Below are 17,640 nucleotides of genomic sequence, written 5' to 3'. Positions count from 1 at the left end.
GCTTATTCCTCATCGCTTGTCAAAGCGGGGATACGGACAGTGAAGCGAGCACCGAGAACACTGGCAATACCTGTATCATCAACCTCTCCCAATCGGTTGGATGCGATGATCTTGCCTTGATAGGCCTCGATAATCTGTTTGGAAATGGACAGGCCAAGGCCCGAATTCTGACCAAATTCCTCACCTTGCGGACGATCTGTATAAAATCGCTCGAAGACACGGCTGACATCCTCTGCCTGAATGCCAGAGCCATCATCATCAATGGTTATTTCCACCCAATTAGCAGTTCTTGTCAGGCTCACCCTGACTTCTCCATCTTGTGGGGTGAAAGAGCGGGCATTGTCGATCAGATTGACAAAAACCTGGCCAAGACGACTGTCATTGCCAAGAATATCGAAGCCTTCATTCTGTTCGTCCTTACAGTCAAACAAAACGGAGATCCCTGATTTCGCACCAATTTCATCTTGAATCGCGACAATCGTCTCCAGCAAGGCTTCCAAATTGATCCGTTCTGATTCAAGGCGTGCCAACTCTGCGTCCAAGCGCGAGGCGTCCGAGATGTCCGAGATCAATCGGTCCAGACGACGAACATCGTGCAGAATTATATCAACCAGTCTTTCTCTGGATTGATCATTCCTGGCCAATGGCAGAGTTTCGACCGCCGAGCGCAGGGATGTCAGCGGGTTCTTCAACTCATGAGAAACATCTGCAGCAAAAGCCTCAATTGCATCCATGCGCTGATAGAGCGTATCGGTCATATCGCGCAGTGATTGTGACAACATGCCGATCTCATCTTTACGATCCGAGAAATCCGGAATTTGCTCGCGCGCCTTGACACCACGACGTACGCGTTGCGCCGCTTCAGACAAGCGGCGCACCGGGCCGGCAATCGTGCCTGCCAGCAAGATGGACAAGGTTCCGGTAACCAGTGCTGCTATGAAAAAGAGGCGCACAATACCCCAACGCTCTGCCTGCACGATTTCATCAATCTCACCATCGCGAGTAGAGAGCAGCAACGCCCCGGCGATCACACGTGAGCGCTGAATAGGAACCGCGACAGACACGATCAGCTTCCCTCGATCATTGACGCGAACGACCGAGCCAGGCGAGCCATCCAGTGCCAAGACCACTTCCGGATATCCGCGCCCATCGCCACTTCCAAGCTCCCGATAAACCGGCAAATCTCCCCGACGCATCCAGAGCAGAATATCTTGCCAAAGTTGCTGCCACCACAAGGCTTGCCATATTGAGGCATCTCCTGCGTCATCGGGAGAAGGCAAGGCAAATCGAAGAATACCCTTACGATGCAAACGCCGGGAATCGATGACCAGATTGCCTTCCAGATCGTATATTCGGGCTCGGGTATCCGTTGGTGAGATGGCTGCCCTCAGAATGGGGGCGGCACGTTCGGGATCAATGGGAAAGTCAAAGAAACCAAAAGTGTCTTCGCTGGGTGTGAAGCTTTCACCCGCTTGCAGTTCAAGCAAACGATCCGGATTGATGGTGATCGCATCAGCATCCGCTGCTGCTGAGGCAGAAACGGCACCGGCAATGATTTTGCCTTGTGTCAGCAAGGACGTCACACGAGCATCAATCAGACCTGCGCGGAACTGATTGAGGTAGAGAATGCCGATCACCAATACCGCAAGTGCCGCAAGATTGAGCAGAACGATGCGGCGGGTCAGTGATGAGAAGGCGATCATTTCCAAAAGACGTGCAAGGCGAACACGCAACCTGAGCCACCATGCCTTGCGGGCACTGATCGTGTTGCCCGCCTGTTGGCTGTGGCTATGCTGTTCTTGCGCGTCCATCTGGTTATTCGGCATCCTTATGCTTGTTCGCGGAAGCGATAACCTACGCCATAGAGGGTCTCAATCATATCAAAGCTGTCATCTGCAACCTTGAACTTTTTGCGCAAACGCTTGATGTGGCTGTCAATGGTGCGATCGTCGACATAGACCTGATCTTCATAAGCTGCATCCATCAGAGCATTGCGGCTTTTTACCACACCAGGACGCTGCGCAAGTGAGAACAGGATCAAAAACTCGGTGACGGTCAGGGTGACGGGTTTTCCATCCCAACAACAAGTATGACGCTCCTGATCCATGGAGAGCTTGCCACGCTCCAACAGATCGGATTTTGGCGTTTCGGCATCTGCCCGGGCCATGCTCTCACGCGCCTGCGCCCGGCGTAATACAGCCTTTACCCGCTCTACCAGCAGTCTTTGGGAGAAGGGTTTGTGAATGAAATCGTCAGCCCCCATTTTCAGGCCAAACAATTCATCAATCTCATCGTCCTTGGAGGTGAGGAAAATGACCGGCAGATCAGTCTGCTGTCGTAAACGACGGAGCAATTCCATACCGTCCATACGAGGCATCTTGATATCCAGAATGGCCAGATCAGGTGGAGCATGCAGCAATCCATCCAGACCAGAGGCACCATCGGTATAGGTATCAACCTTGTAGCCTTCTGCCTCCAGTGCAATGGAGACGGAGGTGAGGATGTTACGATCATCATCGACCAGGGCAATCGTTGCCATGCCACTTCCTTTCTTGCTGCTGTTTGCGCCAACTCCACAACCACTCAAGCAGAGTAAGTCGGGACCATCTGGCTTCCTTTGCTTGCCAAGTGCTGACTCCGCAAAGGGACAACAGGTTGTTATGCCAACTCTATTATAGAACCGTTTGTTTGGCAGGTAAGGCTAGAAAGTCGCAAAATTGTGGCACTTTCTACCATCAGGCATGGAATCGCACACTGATCCCCAATTTCAAGCCTTCAACAGGCGAACTGCTTGCGCTTTTTAACAGTTTTATGAACTCCTGTGAACTATTCGACCAAAGGATGAAAAATGGGCAAAAAGTTAGCTGTAAAATGTCATCGACTTGTTATATGAGAGAGCCGTCCGATGATGGTTGGCCGCCTTTGTCATTAAATATAGATCGTCTCAGAATCGAGCCTGTCCTTGTTTTTGGCACATATCTGGCCTAGTGTCGCGGGCATTCGGAAGACAACAAAAAACAAAAGGTCTTTCGCAAGGGGTTTAGAGTAGAAGCGGGTACATCCGCCGGATCATACAAACTTCCGCAGCTTTTTTTGCGGATTCCCGAATGGCTGGTCGCTTGACTGGCGATTGGCTACCGGGCTGGCCAAGAGGTCAGATTGTCACAATTATAAATGCGGCACGAAAACGTGCCACATTATGAGTGTCTCAAGGGGCTTGAAAAAGTGAAACAATTCGGCACGTGGAACGAAAACCACGGAGCAGATCAATCTGGTTTGCGTAACCTCGACAGCGTCTACTGGAATCTCCGTGAACCGCAGCTCTATCAAGAAGCATTGAACCGCGAAGAAGGCCAGATCGTTGCTGGTGGTGCACTGGCAGTCGATACCGGCAAACATACCGGTCGCTCTCCCAAGGACAAATTTGTTGTTCGTGATGCAAACACTGAAGATGCTTGCTGGTGGGACAACAACAAACCAATGGACCCAGCCAAGTTTGACATTCTGTATGAAGACTTCATGGATCATGCAGAAGGCAAGCAGCTTTTTACTCAGGACCTGTATGGCGGCGCTGACGAAACCTATCGTCTGCCAACCCGTGTCTTTACAGAATTTGCATGGCATTCCCATTTCATTCGCAATCTGATGATCCGTCCGGCTCTGGAAGAACTCTCTTCTTTCGTTCCTGACTGGACCATCATCGACCTGCCAAGCTTCAATGCAGATCCTGAGCGCCATGGTTGTCGCTGCGAAACCGTTATTGCGGTGAACTTCACCAAGAAAATGGTTCTGATCGGCGGCACATCCTACGCAGGTGAGATGAAGAAGTCTGTCTTCTCCATCCTCAACTTCCTGCTGCCTCCTCAGGGCGTGATGCCGATGCATTGCTCCGCCAATGTAGGCGATAAAGGCGACGCAGCTGTGTTCTTCGGTCTGTCCGGCACTGGTAAAACCACCCTTTCTGCAGATCCTAGCCGCACATTGATCGGTGATGACGAGCATGGTTGGGGCGCTGATGGCCTGTTCAACTTCGAAGGCGGTTGCTACGCAAAAACCATTCGTCTGTCCAAGGAAGCAGAGCCGGAGATCTTTTCCACCACCGAACGCTTCGGCACCATTCTCGAGAATGTTGTGGTCGATCCGGTTAGCTGTATTCCTGACTTCGACGATGGGTCCAAAACCGAGAACACCCGTTGTGCCTATCCGATCCACTTCATTCCGAATGCATCTGATACCGGTCTGGCTCCACATCCAAAGAATATCATCATGCTGACCGCTGATGCCTTTGGCGTTCTGCCTCCGATTGCGCACATGACCCCTGAACAGGCCATGTATCACTTCCTATCTGGTTACACCGCGAAAGTGGCTGGCACCGAAAAGGGCGTGACCGAGCCGGAAGCAACCTTCTCCACCTGTTTTGGTGCCCCGTTCATGCCGCGCCATCCTTCCGAATATGGCAACCTGCTACGCAAGCTGATGAAAGAACATCAGGTCAATTGCTGGCTGGTTAACACCGGTTGGACCGGAGGTCCTTACGGCACTGGTCATCGCATGCCGATCAAGGCTACCCGTGCCCTTCTGACCGCAGCATTGGATGGATCCCTGAAGAATATGGACTTCCGCATGGACGAAACTTTCGGAGTTGAAGTCCCTGTGTCAGTTCCCGGTGTTGATGATGCCCTGCTGAACCCACGTGATACCTGGGCTGACAAGGCAGCTTATGACGCACAAGCTACCAAGCTGGCAGGCATGTTCGTCGAAAACTTCAAGATCTTTGAAGCCCATGTCGATGACAGCGTGAAATCAGCTGCTCCAAAGGCTTTGATCGAAGCTTAAGGTCGAACATCTTCCGAATAATAAAAAGCCCGTTCTCTTGATTGAGGGCGGGCTTTTTCAGTTTACTTCTCTCACGGCTATTCCTTGGATTTATACGTCTTCACGCTATTCCTGATCTAACGATCAGGGCTCCAGACAGGGCGCTTCGCGCTTGCCTATCGGCCGTCGCAAAAGGAAAGATTTCCTTTTGCGGATCCTTTTCCCTCTCTAAGTATCTCATGGAAAAGAATTCGGCAGAAACATAGGTTTCTGCCGGGAGCCAACAGGCGACCGAACCGAATGGTTCGTGCCCTCGCAAGCCTGAGCGAAGCGAAGAATAGCTGGCAAGAGATAAAATACATCATCATGTAATGATGATGGGCCCTTTTTTGCCAACCACGACTGTGTGCTCAAACTGTGCGGTCAGATGGCCGGGGGTGAAGAGCTCCCATTCCCGCTCGCCTTCTTCAGCGTAATCAGCGCCGGTTGACAGGAATGGTTCAATCGCGAGCACCATTCCTTGTTTGAAGGTTCGGCGATCAGACTTATCCGAAATTGCGAGAATTTCAGGTTGATCATGCAAAGTTTTGCCAACGCCATGACAGCCCAGCAGATTTTCGATCAGACTATAACCAGATGCTTTCGCCTCAGCCTCAAAAGCCTGCGGAATAGTCTGCATGCGTACACCGGGCTTCAGGCCTGCAATTGCCTTGTCACGCGCCCGTTTGGCGGCTTTGACAATAGCTTCTTTCGCAGGTAGCACCGGAGGCAAGATAAATGTAGCACCAGCGTCGGCGAAGTAGCCATTCTTGGAAGCCGAGACATCAATATTGATCATGTCGCCCGGCTTCATGGTCTGTTCATCCGCCCAACCATGCGCGATCACGGGCTCAATGGAAATGCAAGTCGCCCCCGGGAAATCATAGATCAGCTCTGGTGCGCTCTCAGCTCCTTCGCGTTCCAGAACTTTACGCCCAAGATCATCCAACTCTCGAGCTGTCATACCCGCTTCCAAGGCCTGCCCCATCGCTTCAATCGTCAGACGTACCGCCGTGCCGCATGCTTTCAGGCCTTGCAATTGATCTTCGGTGGTTACGATCATGGCGTTTCTCTTTCAATCGGCAGAGCGAGGATAAAGCCTGCCCGGTACTGGACAAGGCTTCCTGAGACAAGGATGCTGAGCGCTTATAGGAAGATCGTCCCAAGAAAACAAGAAATTTGAGCGGAAGAGAAGCAATGGCGCAGAAAGCCCACTATCAGGCCTTGTCCTTTAACGAGCAAAGCGAAGCAGAAATGCAAACCAATGCCGATCGCTTTTTCGATATCATGAAAACCCGCCGCACAGTTCGTGATTTCTCTGATCGCCCTATTCCCCGCTCGATCATTGAACGCTGCGTTGAGACAGCGGGACGAGCACCTTCCGGTGCCAATCAGCAACCATGGACCTTTGCCTGCATCGCCAATACGGACATCAAGAAACAGATCCGAGAGGCGGCAGAAGAAGAAGAGCGAGCTTTTTATGCAGGACGCGCTGGTGACGAGTGGCTGGATGCCTTGGAGCATCTTGGGACGGATGCCAACAAGCCCTTTCTGGAGACTGCTCCCTGGCTGATTGCCATTTTTGGTCAACGCTATGGCGTGGATGATGAAGGAATGCGACACAAGCATTATTACGTGCCGGAATCCGTCAACATCGCCACCGGTTTTTTGATTGCAGCTCTTCATCAGGCGGGCCTTGCAACTCTTACCCATACGCCGGCCCCAATGGCCTTTCTCAATCAGATCTGCAATCGCCCGGAAAATGAGAAGCCGTATATCCTGCTGGTGGTTGGCTACCCTGAAAAAGGAGCGGAAGTTCCGGTTATCGAGAAAAAGAGTCTGGAGGAGATTTCGGTCTGGCTATGACGCAAAAAGGCCTGGTCGAAACCAGGCCTTTTTTCGAACCAAATGCATCAAGTCTCTTACTTAATCTCGTAGAGCGTGGTTGAACCGGAAACCTCATTGGCGACCGCAATCATTGGGGTGCCGGTCGGGCTGACTTTCGCATCGATGAAAGCGATGCCTTCCGGGGCGATGTCACCTGCCGTCATTTTCTCGGCAGAGCCTTCAAGCTTCACATTGTTGGCATAGGTCACATAGTGAGCTTTGGCTGGCTCGGTGATGTCATAGACCACAACACCGCCCATACGTTCCAGACCTATGAAGGCATAGCGCTTGCCATCCATCTCTCCAATGGCAAGAGCTTCCGGCTCGGTGCCTTTATCGTCGGAACGATTGTCAAAGCTCTCATTCGTGCCCTGGCCATTGAAGGCGGTCGGAGCCAGCTCAGCCATCTTGGCTTCGATCTCGGTACCGGAGTCGAAGACCAACTCACCTTTTTCATTGAAGATGGAGAAGGAACGTCCACCATAGCCATAGATGGCATCCAGATCACCGTCACCGTCTGTATCACCTTTGGCAGTGGTGATTTTCAGACGACCCAAATTGCTCTTCTTCTGAAGCTCTTCCGCGTTCGGGAAGGCTGTTGGATCCAGCTTGACCTTACCAAGGCGCGTTTCCTCGGAATAGCCATCATAGTCACGCGCGTCACCTTCGTTGGCTGTCACGACATAATTCATGCCACCCTGTGTAAAGGCCATGATGGTGTCAGGCTGACGCATGGAGAGAACCGGCCAGGTATTGCGATTAATCTTTTCGTCCTTGTCGGACAGATCAACCGCATGCTTGGAATAATCCTGAAAACCAAGAGCGAATACTGATGTCAACTCGGCCTTTTCCAGATCGATCACTGCCATTGCGTTATTTTCCTGCAAGGACACAAAGGCGGTTTTACCGTCAGGCGTCACTGCACTGTATTCAGGCTCAATGTCCTGCGCAAGACTGGTACCGTCTGGTGATGGTGCATGGAAGCTCTCGCCAAGTTTTTGGGCATCCAGGTCATTGAAGGAGATGGTTTTCACATCCAGCGACGGGATGGAAACAAGGGAGACCGAGCCTTCCGGATCATTTTTGAAATCATCAGATGGCTCGCCTTCATTGGCAACCACAACCAGTTCGCCATCCGGGGCAAAGACAACACTATCTGGCAATGCGCCGACTTGTGCTTCACCGACCAATGTACCATCAGTTTTATATAGCACCAGCTTGCCAGCAGTCTGCTTTACCTTCATCTCAACGGCAATGGCGACATAGTCTCCATGAACAGCGACGGAGTTGGCGGCCTTACCATGCTTTTTGACATCAATGGCCCCGATCTTTTTGATCTCGGCCGGATTGGAAATGTCGAGAATATCGATGCTTTTATCGTTGCCATTGACGACGAAAAGCTTCCTGCCCTTTTTGTCATAGGAGACGACCTCGGCTGCGCCCTTATCAAAGACGCCAGATTGGTAGGAGCCAACAACCTTCAATGACATGGCATTTACAAGACCGGGAGCGGTCAAAAGCGTGGCCAGCAACAAGCCTTTTGCAAAGGATTTCAGCATTTTCTTTCCCCACATGAATCAAGTTGCGCAGACCCTAAGGACTGTGTGTGACAGGTTAGTGAAGCTTTCCCTTCCCACTATCAATCGCAATTGTCCGCCAGACAAGAAAGTCTGTTTGCTGCCTTTTCCTATTGCCGTGAGTTGGATAGGTTGGGGGCAACAATCGAGGAGAGAATTTCAATGTGCCGTTGGATTGCCTATCGGGGACAGCCGGTTTTTCTGGAACACTATATCACCAAGCCTGCCCATTCCCTGATCCATCAGAGCCTGCATGCCGAAGAAGCCAAAACGGAAACCAACGGTGACGGTTTTGGCCTTGGCTGGTATGGCGAGCGTGATGCGCCGGGGGTCTATCACGAAATTCTTCCTGCCTGGAATGATTGCAATCTCAAGAGCCTAGCAGCGCAAATCCGCTCTCCCCTCTTCTTTGCCCATGTGCGGGCCTCGACCGGCACTGCAACCAGCCGTGCAAACTGTCATCCCTTCTCCGCAGAGCAATGGATGTTCATGCATAATGGGCAGATCGGGAACTATCGTCAGGTTAGGCGCCGATTGGAAGCTCTGTTGAATGATGAGCATTATGCACTTCGTCAGGGATCAACCGACTCGGAATTGCTCTTCCTGCTGGCTCTTCAGCAGGGACTTGATGCATGCGCAGTCACGGCTTTTGAGGCTGTTCTTGGCGAAGTGAAACGCGCCATGCAGGACAAGAAAATAACAAGTCCTTTGCGATTTACCTCGTGCCTCTCTGATGGCAAACGTCTGTTCGGTTTCCGCTGTTCATCAGATGGTCATGCCCCATCGCTCTATTATCGCAAATATGAAAATGGCGATGTTGTTTTGGTTTCTGAACCAATTGACCGCCAATCCGAATGCTGGAATGAAGTGCCCCAGGATCATGCCATCTGCTTTGCTGGTGACAAGGTGATCACGCGCCCATTACAGGTGGCTTGAGAGGATTTCAATGAAGCGCGATTTTCCTTTTCTCAATGCTGATATCGAAGTTGCTTTTGACGCCTTTGATGAGATGGAGCGAGAACACTTACTCGCCATTCGAAAACTAATCTATGAATTAGCAAAGCAGGACAAGGAAGTCGGCACCATTGTCGAGAGCTTGAAATGGGGACAGCCCAGCTACGACACCAAGCCAAGAACCGGCACGCCGATCCGTCTCGGGATGGTCAAATCTGCTCCTGATCATGTGGCGCTTTTCGCCCACTGCCAAAGCAATGTGATGGCTGTGGCCCGCCTCCATTATGAAGATCATTTCTCATTTGAAGGCAATCGGGCCTTGCTCATCCCTACCACAAAAGCGCTACCAATTGAGGCAGTGAGCCATGTGATCCGCATTGCTCTACGCTATCGTCTCAAAGCTTAGATTCTCTCAGTTTTGGGGCACAGTTCCTTATAGAAGATCCGGGTTGGATGACGGACACCGTCAGGTCGTTCTGCATAGTTTGGAATATCACCCAGCATCTGATAATCGCACGCCTCATATAGAGGAACTGCACCTGAGCTGCTTTCAGTGTCAAGGATCAACAATTGAATTCCTGCCACTCTAGCAGCTTGTTCCATATGCTCCAGCAATTTGGCAGCGATGCCTTGCCGACGACAGGATGGGCTGACTTGAAGCTTTTGCACTTCCGCCCGGTGTCGCGAATTTGACTTGCTTGCACGAGCAAGCAGAACGCATCCAGCAATCTTGCCTGCACTTTCAGCCACGAATAGACGGCAAATCTGGCCATCAAGCTGGGCGATCAGATGTTCCCACCACATGATGATGGGCTCTGGACCTTCTTTCTTCAAAAAGCCTATGGAAGCCCCTGCTTCGACGCAATCTGCCGTAATTTTCACCAGATCTGCCTCAATTCTAGGCAGATCTGTAGGGCTGACTTCATAGACTTTGACGGAATTGGACAAACTACTCATGACGTTGCCTTTGCTCCTTCCAACGATTGGAAATTATCAAGCAAAGGTTGTGCCAGTTGGTATGTAATCTGTTCGCCTTTAATGTGCCTCATCCCAGTTATCTGCCGATTGGGCGTCCACTTTCAGTGGAACGGAGAGTTGCATGACTGGCATGCAGGCCTCTTCCATCACGGATTTGATAACAGGAAGCGTCGCTTCAACTTCTGGCTCTGGTAGTTCGAAAATCAATTCATCATGGACCTGAAGGAGCATGATGGCAGAAGAGCCAGCTTTGATCAGAGCATCATCCATCCGGATCATTGCACGGCGAATGATGTCAGCAGCCGAACCCTGAATCGGTGCGTTGATTGCGGCGCGCTCCATGAAGGCCCGCATTTGTGGGTTTTTGCTGGTGATCTGCGGATAATGGATCTTGCGGCCAAAGATGGTTTCGACATAGCCATGATCGCGCGCGGTTTGCTTGGTGTCTTCCATATAGGTGCGAATGCCCGGGAAGCGCTGGAAATAGGTATCGATATAGTCCTTGGCTTCGGTTCGTGAAATGCCGAGCTGATTGGCCAAACCAAAGGCAGAGATACCATAGATGATTCCGAAATTGATGGCTTTGGCGCGGCGACGGGTCATCGGATCCATGCCTTCAATCGGCTCGCCGAACATTTCGGAGGCCGTCATGGCATGAATGTCCAGGCCATCGGCAAAGGCCTGTTTGAGCTGGGCGATATCAGCAATGTGAGCCAGGACCCGCAGTTCGATCTGGCTATAGTCAGCAGAGATAAGCTTGTTGCCGCTTTCTGCCACAAAGGCTGTACGGATCTTGCGACCTTCTTCGGTTCGGATCGGGATATTCTGCAGGTTCGGATCAGAGGATGCCAAACGCCCTGTGGTAGTGGAAGCCAGCGAATAGGATGTATGAACACGACCGGTTACCGGATTGATAAAACCGGGAAGCGCGTCAGTATAGGTGCTTTTCAGCTTGGATAATTGACGCCAGGCTACAACGCGGCCCGGCAGTTCATGACCTTCTGCAGCCAGATCATCAAGCACACTGGCGGACGTCGACCAAGCCCCGGTTTTGGTTTTCTTACCACCTGGCAGACCCATTTCACCAAAGAGAATATCACCCAATTGCTTTGGTGAGCCGATATTAAAAGGCTTTCCTGCCAATTCGTGGATCTCTTCTTCCAGCGCGCCCATACCTTGAGCAAAATTGCCGGAAAGGCGCGAGAGGATCTGTCGATCCACGGCAATACCGCGCTGTTCCATACGCACCAGAACAGGCATCAATGGGCGCTCAAGACGCTCATACACTGTGGTCATGCGTTCGGAAGCCAAACGAGGTTTCAGAATTTGCCAGAGGCGCAAGGTGACATCGGCGTCTTCCGCCGCATAAGCCGTCGCCTTATCCAATTCAACCTTGTCGAAGGTGATCTGCTTCTTGCCAGTACCTGCAATTTCCTTGAAAGGGATTGGCTTATGACCAAGCCAGAATTCTGACAGCTCATCCATGCCGTGGCCATGTTGCCCTGCATCCAGCACATAGGACAACAGCAAGGTATCATCAAACGGATTGAGCTGAATATCATAACGGCTGAGAAGCAGCGCGTCATATTTCAGATTCTGGCCGATCTTCAGAATGCTTGGATCTTCGAGAAGAATTTTTAGCTTCGGAAGTGCCTGATCCAGTGGAATTTGGCCTTCTGCAAGACCGCCACCGAACATATCATCATCACCCTTGGTATGGCCAAGCGGAATGTAACAGGCTTTCCCCGGTTCAGTAGCCAGTGAGACGCCAACCAGATTGGCCTGCATCGCATCCAGACTGTCCGTCTCTGTATCGACGCTGATATAACCAATGCGTTTGGCCTCAGAGCACCAGCGTTCCAGTGCGGTCAGTTCGGTGACCATCTCATACTTCTGATTATCAATCGAAAGGGCGCCCACTTCACTTGCAATTTTTGCCGCAAGATCGGCAGGGCCACCGCTACGTGCAGTGCCCTCACTCCCCTCAGCTGATGCTGAGCTTTCCTCTGCTGCCATTTTCGGCGCAGGTTCCCAGCCTTCAATATTCAGATCGCATGCCTCGACATTTTCCGCTTCTGTCTCGGTTGCTTCTGCGATGCGGCGGGTCAGTGTGGTGAAATTCAAGGCTTTCAAATAAGAGACCAGTTTTGGTCCATCCAAATCATCGCGGAAGAGATCGTCGATTTCCATTTCCAGCGGCACATCTGGTTTCAGATAGACCAGCTCGCGTGAAATACGGGCCTGATCAGCAAATTCGATCAGATTTTCGCGCCTCTTCTTCTGCTTGATGGTTTCCGCCCCAGCAAGCAAACTCTCTAGATCACCAAACTCGTTGATGAGCAAAGCGGCGGTTTTTATGCCGATACCCGGTACGCCAGGTACATTATCGACCGAATCACCAGCCAGCGCCTGAACATCAACCACACGATCCGGGGCCACACCGAACTTCTCGACCACTTCATCATGGGAGATGCGTTTGTTCTTCATGGTATCGACCATGACAACACCGGGCTGGACCAGCTGCATCAGGTCTTTATCAGAACCGACAATGGTAACATCTGCTCCGGCAACCAATGCCTTCTGGACATAGGTAGCGATGATGTCATCGGCCTCATAGCCAACCTGTTCAATCGCCGGAATGTTGAAGGCCCGCACAGCATCCTTGATCAGGCCGAACTGGGGCCTTAAATCTTCCGGCGCCGGTGGGCGATGGGCTTTATATTGATCATAGATTTCATTGCGGAAAGTATCGCCCTTGGCATCAAAAATCACAGCAATATGGCTGGGGTCGACACCTGAAAGACCTTTCTCACCTTCCTGCAACAGCTTCCAGAGCATATTGCAGAAGCCTGCGACAGCACCAACCGGTAGCCCGTCACTCTTTCGGGTCAGTGGCGGCAAGGCATGGTAAGCACGGAAAATATAGGAGGAACCGTCCACCAGAAAGAGATGGGGTTTATCTGCCATGATTAGATATCCTTTCCTCACCAACCACTTTGACTATTTGTCAAATCACATGAACAAACCATGATCATGTTTGGGTCACCATAGCGAAGAGTGGCGATGAGGGAAAGAAAGGATACGGGAAAAGTCGCACTCGCCCCCAAGATCGCGTGAGGATGGGGGCAGGTGGATTTTGGCCCTATTCCGCAGGAGCGGTACGCACCTTACGGCGGCGCTCAAGATGTGCCCACTTTGGACGTTTATAGAGAAAGGTTCCCATCCCGCTTCGGTTGACCAGCTCGAACATCGCGATTGCCCCGCCAACCGCAATGGAAAACACGATGAGTGAGGCAATACCACTGCTACAAACAGCGCAAATCTTTGGTAACAGGATACGTGTGACTACCATGGGCAGGAAGAAACCCAAATAAATTGGAAGGGAATTCTGACCGCAATATCCAAGGAATGCGCCTGCTCCCCGATTTGGCAGTACCGCGCAGAAAGAAACCACAGCCACCATTCCGGATATGCCCAGAACGAGAGCCATCGGCATGTTGGCATTATATCCCATGAAGACCATGGCGGCATTGACCAGCCCCCATGCCATCAACCCGAAATAAACAGATAGTTTTTGTTCCTGCGCCGAATGGGCCAGCCGAAACCAGAAATCTCTTCCGAAATAGCCGATCAGGAAGAAAATGTAATAGTCCGCAAAGCGGTCGAGGATAAAAATCGGTATCTCTTCGGAGATCATCTTGAAGCAGATGGCAACAACAAACTGACCGAGAACCGGCAGTTGATGTGTCAGCCGCAAAACAAGGAAGAAGATTGGCAGGAGATAGATAAACCAGAGTAGGCCAAATGGAGAAATGAAAGACTTGAAGAAGAGAAAGACCGTGCCATCCACCCCCAAGGTTGAGGCAAAATTGGCGCCTTTGAAGATAAAGTTGATGCAGAGCCAGAGAAAATAGAAATAAAAGAAGTGAACAAACTTGCTATCCCAGAAATTGCGCCAATTCTGGGTCATTGCCTTGACTGCAAAAAGACCGGCTATTGCAAAAAAAACCGGCATGCGAAATGGTTGTGCAAACGAGATAACCTCATGCATCCAGCCTTGAACTGCATAATATTTCTCAACGCCCAAGGTCGAATGCAACAGCACCACCAAGAGAATTGTCAGGCCCTTGGCCCTATCCACCCAGTCCACACGTTGCGGTAATTTCGCCATTCCACTCTCCATCAATCGCACACCAGTTTAGGCAAGTGGATTTAACGAATGCGTTTAGCAGCATGCAGGAATGATGGTTAACTGGAGTTAGGCTTAACAAAGGTTTGTGAATAGGGATATGTTAACAAACTATTGACGGCTGAGACCTAGAGTGATGGCAAAGATGGATCTACCCATCAATTTGCCGCAATGTGTCTCTAGGACGTAGGCTCCTAAACGCACAAGCTGTTTCCAATCTGCCAGCAAGAACCTTATTACTCGCCATGACGCGTTCCAAAAAGCCATCCTCACCCAATAAGGGGGCAAAAGCTCCAGGATCACAAAAGCGCAAAGCCGGAGCCCGTGCGCCATCGGATATCCAGCTTAGTGCCGAAGATCGCACTACCCAACCCGCTACGAAATCCAAGCGTGCCACCAAAGGCAAGGGAGCAAGAAAAACGTCTGCCCGTAAGACGAAAGTTGCCAAAAGCAGCAAACCCAATATCCTGTTTCGCGCAATCCGGTTTCTTGTCTATTGGGGCGTGATCCTTGGCATCTGGGGCGGCATCGCCGTTGCGGGCATTGTCGCCTATTATGGTGCGCAGCTACCACAATCTACGGATTGGCAGATTCCAAACAGGCCACCAAATGTGCAAATTCTCAGCCACGATGGCGGCCTGATAGCCAATCGAGGCAAAACCGGTGGCCAGGAAGTGCGCCTTTCCAGCCTGCCTCCATATTTGCCTGATGCCGTTGTAGCAATTGAGGATCATCGCTTCTATTCCCATTTCGGGTTCGACCCGATCGGCTTTACCCGCGCCATGGTCACCAATGTGATCAGGGGTCGCTTGGCTCAGGGCGGTTCTACCCTTACCCAACAATTGGCGAAAAATCTTTTCCTGGAGCACAAGCGCACAATCGAACGCAAGGTTCAGGAACTGATCCTGGCCATCTGGCTTGAGACCAAATTCTCCAAGGAAGAAATTTTGGAAATGTATCTCAATCGGGTTTATTTTGGAGCAGGTGCAACCGGTGTCGATGCTGCTGCGAGAACTTATTTCAACAAACCTGCCTCTGTGGTGACGTTAGCCGAAGCTGCAACCATTGCAGGTCTTCTGAAAGCACCATCCCGCCTTGCCCCCAACCGCCATCCAAAACGCGCACGAGCACGAGCCAAGCTGGTTTTGGCTGCAATGGAACGCGAGGAATTCATAACACCGAAAGAGCGCAAACTGGCCATGACCATGCCAGTCAAGGCAGTGGCGCGGCACAAAACGAATTCCCTGAATTATGTGGCTGACTGGGTGATGGAACAATTGCCCGCTTATATCGAAGATATCAATGAAGACATCATTGTCGAAACCACTCTGGATCTGCGCATGCAGACATTGGCTGAGCGCGCCATTTCCAGTGCACTGGACACATCGGGCAAAAAATATGGTGTGGGTCAAGGTGCTTTGGTTTCTGCCACCCCGATGGGTGCTGTTCGGGCTCTTGTGGGCGGACGCTCTTATCAGAAAAGCCAGTTCAATCGTGCCACCAAGGCAAAACGCCAGCCCGGCAGTGCCTTCAAGCCCTTCGTCTATCTGGCTTCACTTGAGCTTGGTAACAGCCCCAATGGCATGCGGGTCGATGAACCGGTCCGCTTTGGCAAATGGTCTCCCCAAAACTATTCCAAGAAATATATGGGACAGGTCAGCTTGCGCCGGGCTCTGGCTTTGTCACTGAATACAGTCGCAGCCCAGCTTGCATTTGAAGTCGGTCCTGCCAACGTAGCCTCCACCGCCCGTCGATTGGGTATTCATTCCAAGATGGCCAATAATCCATCCATTGCCCTTGGAACATCCGAAGTGACACCGATCGAACTTGTTGGTGCCTACCTTCCGTTTGCCAATGGTGGATTACGCACCGACCCATATGTGATCTCTCGCATTCTCACAAAATCCGGCGATGTGCTGTATGTTCACCCTGCCCTTGCTGGAACTCAGGTCATTGCGCCGAATGTTCTGGCCAATATCAACAGCATGATGCAAGAAACCCTGATCTCTGGTACCGGAAAGAAAGCCTTGCTTCCCGGTCGCCCGGCGGGAGGCAAAACTGGAACCAGCCAGAATTATCGTGATGCCTGGTTCGTAGGTTATACTGCCAATCTTGTGACAGGTATCTGGTTTGGTAACGATAGTGGCAAAGCTACAAAAAAGGCCTCCGGCGGCAATTTGCCCGCATCGGCCTGGAAAGCCTATATGGTGGGCGCTCATAATGGTATGACCATCGCTGCGCTCCCCGGCGTCAGTGCTCAACAGCTTGCAGCCAGTCGCAAGCGTCTTGGAGCTGAAGCCAATCCATGGGTCAATCCGGATTTGTTGCCAGAAGGTCAATCCGCCATGCCGGAACCAAAGCCTCGCGGTTTCTTCTCTCGGCTCTTTGGTTTGAATTAGAATGGAATTTGTAAGGCGTTATTCTGATCCAAAACGATGCAGATAGCGCCCTTCTTCTTTCAACCAGACCCTGGCTTCCTCAAAATGAGGACAAGTCTCTTCCACCAGTGCCCAGAAACGGCTGGAATGATTCATTTCGCGCAAATGAGCCACTTCATGTGCTGCCAGATAATCCAGCACTGAGGGTGGTGCAAAAATGATCCGCCAGGAAAAGGATAATATTCGATTGGAAGAGCAAGAGCCCCAACGACTGGTGGTGTCCTTGATACGAATGGCGGCCGGTTTCACTGACAAAGCATCGGCGTGATGATCAACAGCGATTTGCAGATCTGACCGTGCCTGTTTCTTCAACCAATCAGTGACACGGCGCGGCATATGATTTTCCTCACCACTGATCAGAAGGCTATGGCTTTCACCTTCGATCAACTGACGGACCGTGCCTCTACTTTGCCCTACATGAACCAATTTATGGGCGATATCCCGTACCGGTATCTCTGCCCCGGCTACAAAAGGCACCGCAGAAGGCCTTTGCTCCGTGCGACTAAGCAGCCAATCAACTTGATCGCCCAGAAAGCTCTCAATTCTGGCAAGAGACAGGCCCGGTGGAATTGTCGCGACAGGCTGACCGGTTCGAGTATCCAACCGCAAAATCAGCCGCTTTGCCTTGGGGTTGGGCTTGAGTTTAATCTCAAGTGTTCCATTCTCGTGGGATATAGACAGCATGGGAGGCAGCTTGCTGACCGACATCAAGCGTTTTCGCATGCTCCCTCCTCTCACTCAGTATCAGACAACCAGATATGGT

13 protein-coding genes are annotated in these 17,640 nt (G+C 51.4%); 5 read left to right on the top strand and 8 right to left on the bottom strand.

Features of this window, described 5'->3' with window-relative positions; translation table 11 throughout:
- Positions 1-2 precede the first annotated feature (2 nt).
- Together CRO57_RS18005 and CRO57_RS18000 are read right to left on the bottom strand one after the other, a co-directional pair.
- Positions 3-1,811, bottom strand: coding sequence for a stimulus-sensing domain-containing protein (locus CRO57_RS18005; RefSeq protein WP_097155168.1), 1,809 nt, complete (start codon positions 1,809-1,811; stop codon positions 3-5).
- A gap of 17 nt (positions 1,812-1,828) precedes the next feature.
- The gene (locus tag CRO57_RS18000) at positions 1,829-2,539 is read right to left on the bottom strand and encodes a response regulator transcription factor (protein WP_097154893.1); all 711 of its coding nucleotides are present in this window, start codon (positions 2,537-2,539) and stop codon (positions 1,829-1,831) included.
- 686 nt (positions 2,540-3,225) lie between these two features.
- On the opposite strand from CRO57_RS18000, the gene CRO57_RS17995 reads away from it, so the two are divergent.
- Positions 3,226-4,836 (top strand): phosphoenolpyruvate carboxykinase, encoded by a 1,611-nt coding sequence (locus CRO57_RS17995; protein WP_244580144.1) that lies wholly within the window; start codon positions 3,226-3,228, stop codon positions 4,834-4,836.
- Positions 4,837-5,179: 343 nt separating this feature from the next.
- Here CRO57_RS17995 and map read toward each other — a convergent pair whose 3' ends face one another.
- Positions 5,180-5,917: a type I methionyl aminopeptidase gene (gene map / locus CRO57_RS17990; RefSeq protein WP_097154891.1), complete on the bottom strand. Its 738-nt coding sequence runs from the start codon at positions 5,915-5,917 to the stop codon at positions 5,180-5,182.
- A gap of 134 nt (positions 5,918-6,051) precedes the next feature.
- Here map and CRO57_RS17985 point away from each other — a divergent pair, with 134 nt between their 5' ends.
- On the top strand, positions 6,052-6,720 hold the full coding sequence (locus tag CRO57_RS17985) for a nitroreductase family protein (RefSeq protein ID WP_210200933.1): 669 nt from the start codon (positions 6,052-6,054) through the stop codon (positions 6,718-6,720).
- 56 nt (positions 6,721-6,776) lie between these two features.
- Here the strand turns inward: CRO57_RS17985 and CRO57_RS17980 are convergent, their stop codons facing one another.
- On the bottom strand, positions 6,777-8,300 hold the full coding sequence (locus CRO57_RS17980) for a choice-of-anchor I family protein (protein WP_210200932.1): 1,524 nt from the start codon (positions 8,298-8,300) through the stop codon (positions 6,777-6,779).
- Positions 8,301-8,480: 180 nt separating this feature from the next.
- On the opposite strand from CRO57_RS17980, the gene CRO57_RS17975 reads away from it, so the two are divergent.
- Positions 8,481-9,254, top strand: coding sequence for a class II glutamine amidotransferase (locus CRO57_RS17975; RefSeq protein WP_097154890.1), 774 nt, complete (start codon positions 8,481-8,483; stop codon positions 9,252-9,254).
- Between the two features lie 10 nt (positions 9,255-9,264).
- The gene (locus CRO57_RS17970; protein ID WP_097154889.1) at positions 9,265-9,678 is read left to right on the top strand and encodes a DUF1801 domain-containing protein; all 414 of its coding nucleotides are present in this window, start codon (positions 9,265-9,267) and stop codon (positions 9,676-9,678) included.
- Here CRO57_RS17970 and CRO57_RS17965 read toward each other — a convergent pair.
- The 3 genes from CRO57_RS17965 to CRO57_RS17955 all read right to left on the bottom strand — a co-directional run bounded on the left by CRO57_RS17965 (position 9,675) and on the right by CRO57_RS17955 (position 14,421).
- Positions 9,675-10,229, bottom strand: coding sequence for a GNAT family N-acetyltransferase (locus CRO57_RS17965; protein ID WP_097154888.1), 555 nt, complete (start codon positions 10,227-10,229; stop codon positions 9,675-9,677). The genes CRO57_RS17970 and CRO57_RS17965 overlap by 4 nt on opposite strands.
- A 78-nt stretch (positions 10,230-10,307) precedes the next feature.
- Complete coding sequence (gene polA, locus CRO57_RS17960; protein ID WP_097154887.1) at positions 10,308-13,217, bottom strand: DNA polymerase I; 2,910 nt, start codon at positions 13,215-13,217, stop codon at positions 10,308-10,310.
- Positions 13,218-13,392: 175 nt separating this feature from the next.
- Entirely contained in the window at positions 13,393-14,421 is a 1,029-nt protein-coding gene (locus CRO57_RS17955; RefSeq protein ID WP_170956160.1) for an acyltransferase family protein, read from the bottom strand.
- A gap of 263 nt (positions 14,422-14,684) precedes the next feature.
- Between CRO57_RS17955 and CRO57_RS17950 the strand changes: the two genes are divergently transcribed.
- Positions 14,685-16,838 (top strand): transglycosylase domain-containing protein, encoded by a 2,154-nt coding sequence (locus tag CRO57_RS17950; RefSeq protein ID WP_097154885.1) that lies wholly within the window; start codon positions 14,685-14,687, stop codon positions 16,836-16,838.
- A gap of 18 nt (positions 16,839-16,856) precedes the next feature.
- On the opposite strand, the gene CRO57_RS17945 is transcribed toward CRO57_RS17950, so the two are convergent.
- Complete coding sequence (locus CRO57_RS17945; protein ID WP_210200931.1) at positions 16,857-17,600, bottom strand: M48 family metallopeptidase; 744 nt, start codon at positions 17,598-17,600, stop codon at positions 16,857-16,859.
- Positions 17,601-17,640: the final 40 nt, after the last annotated feature.

Source organism: Cohaesibacter gelatinilyticus, assembly GCF_900215605.1.
In the GTDB taxonomy this organism is placed as follows: domain Bacteria; phylum Pseudomonadota; class Alphaproteobacteria; order Rhizobiales; family Cohaesibacteraceae; genus Cohaesibacter; species Cohaesibacter gelatinilyticus.
The sequence above is the reverse complement of the archived record's forward strand: the minus strand, read 5'-3'. Positions and strand labels throughout refer to the sequence as shown.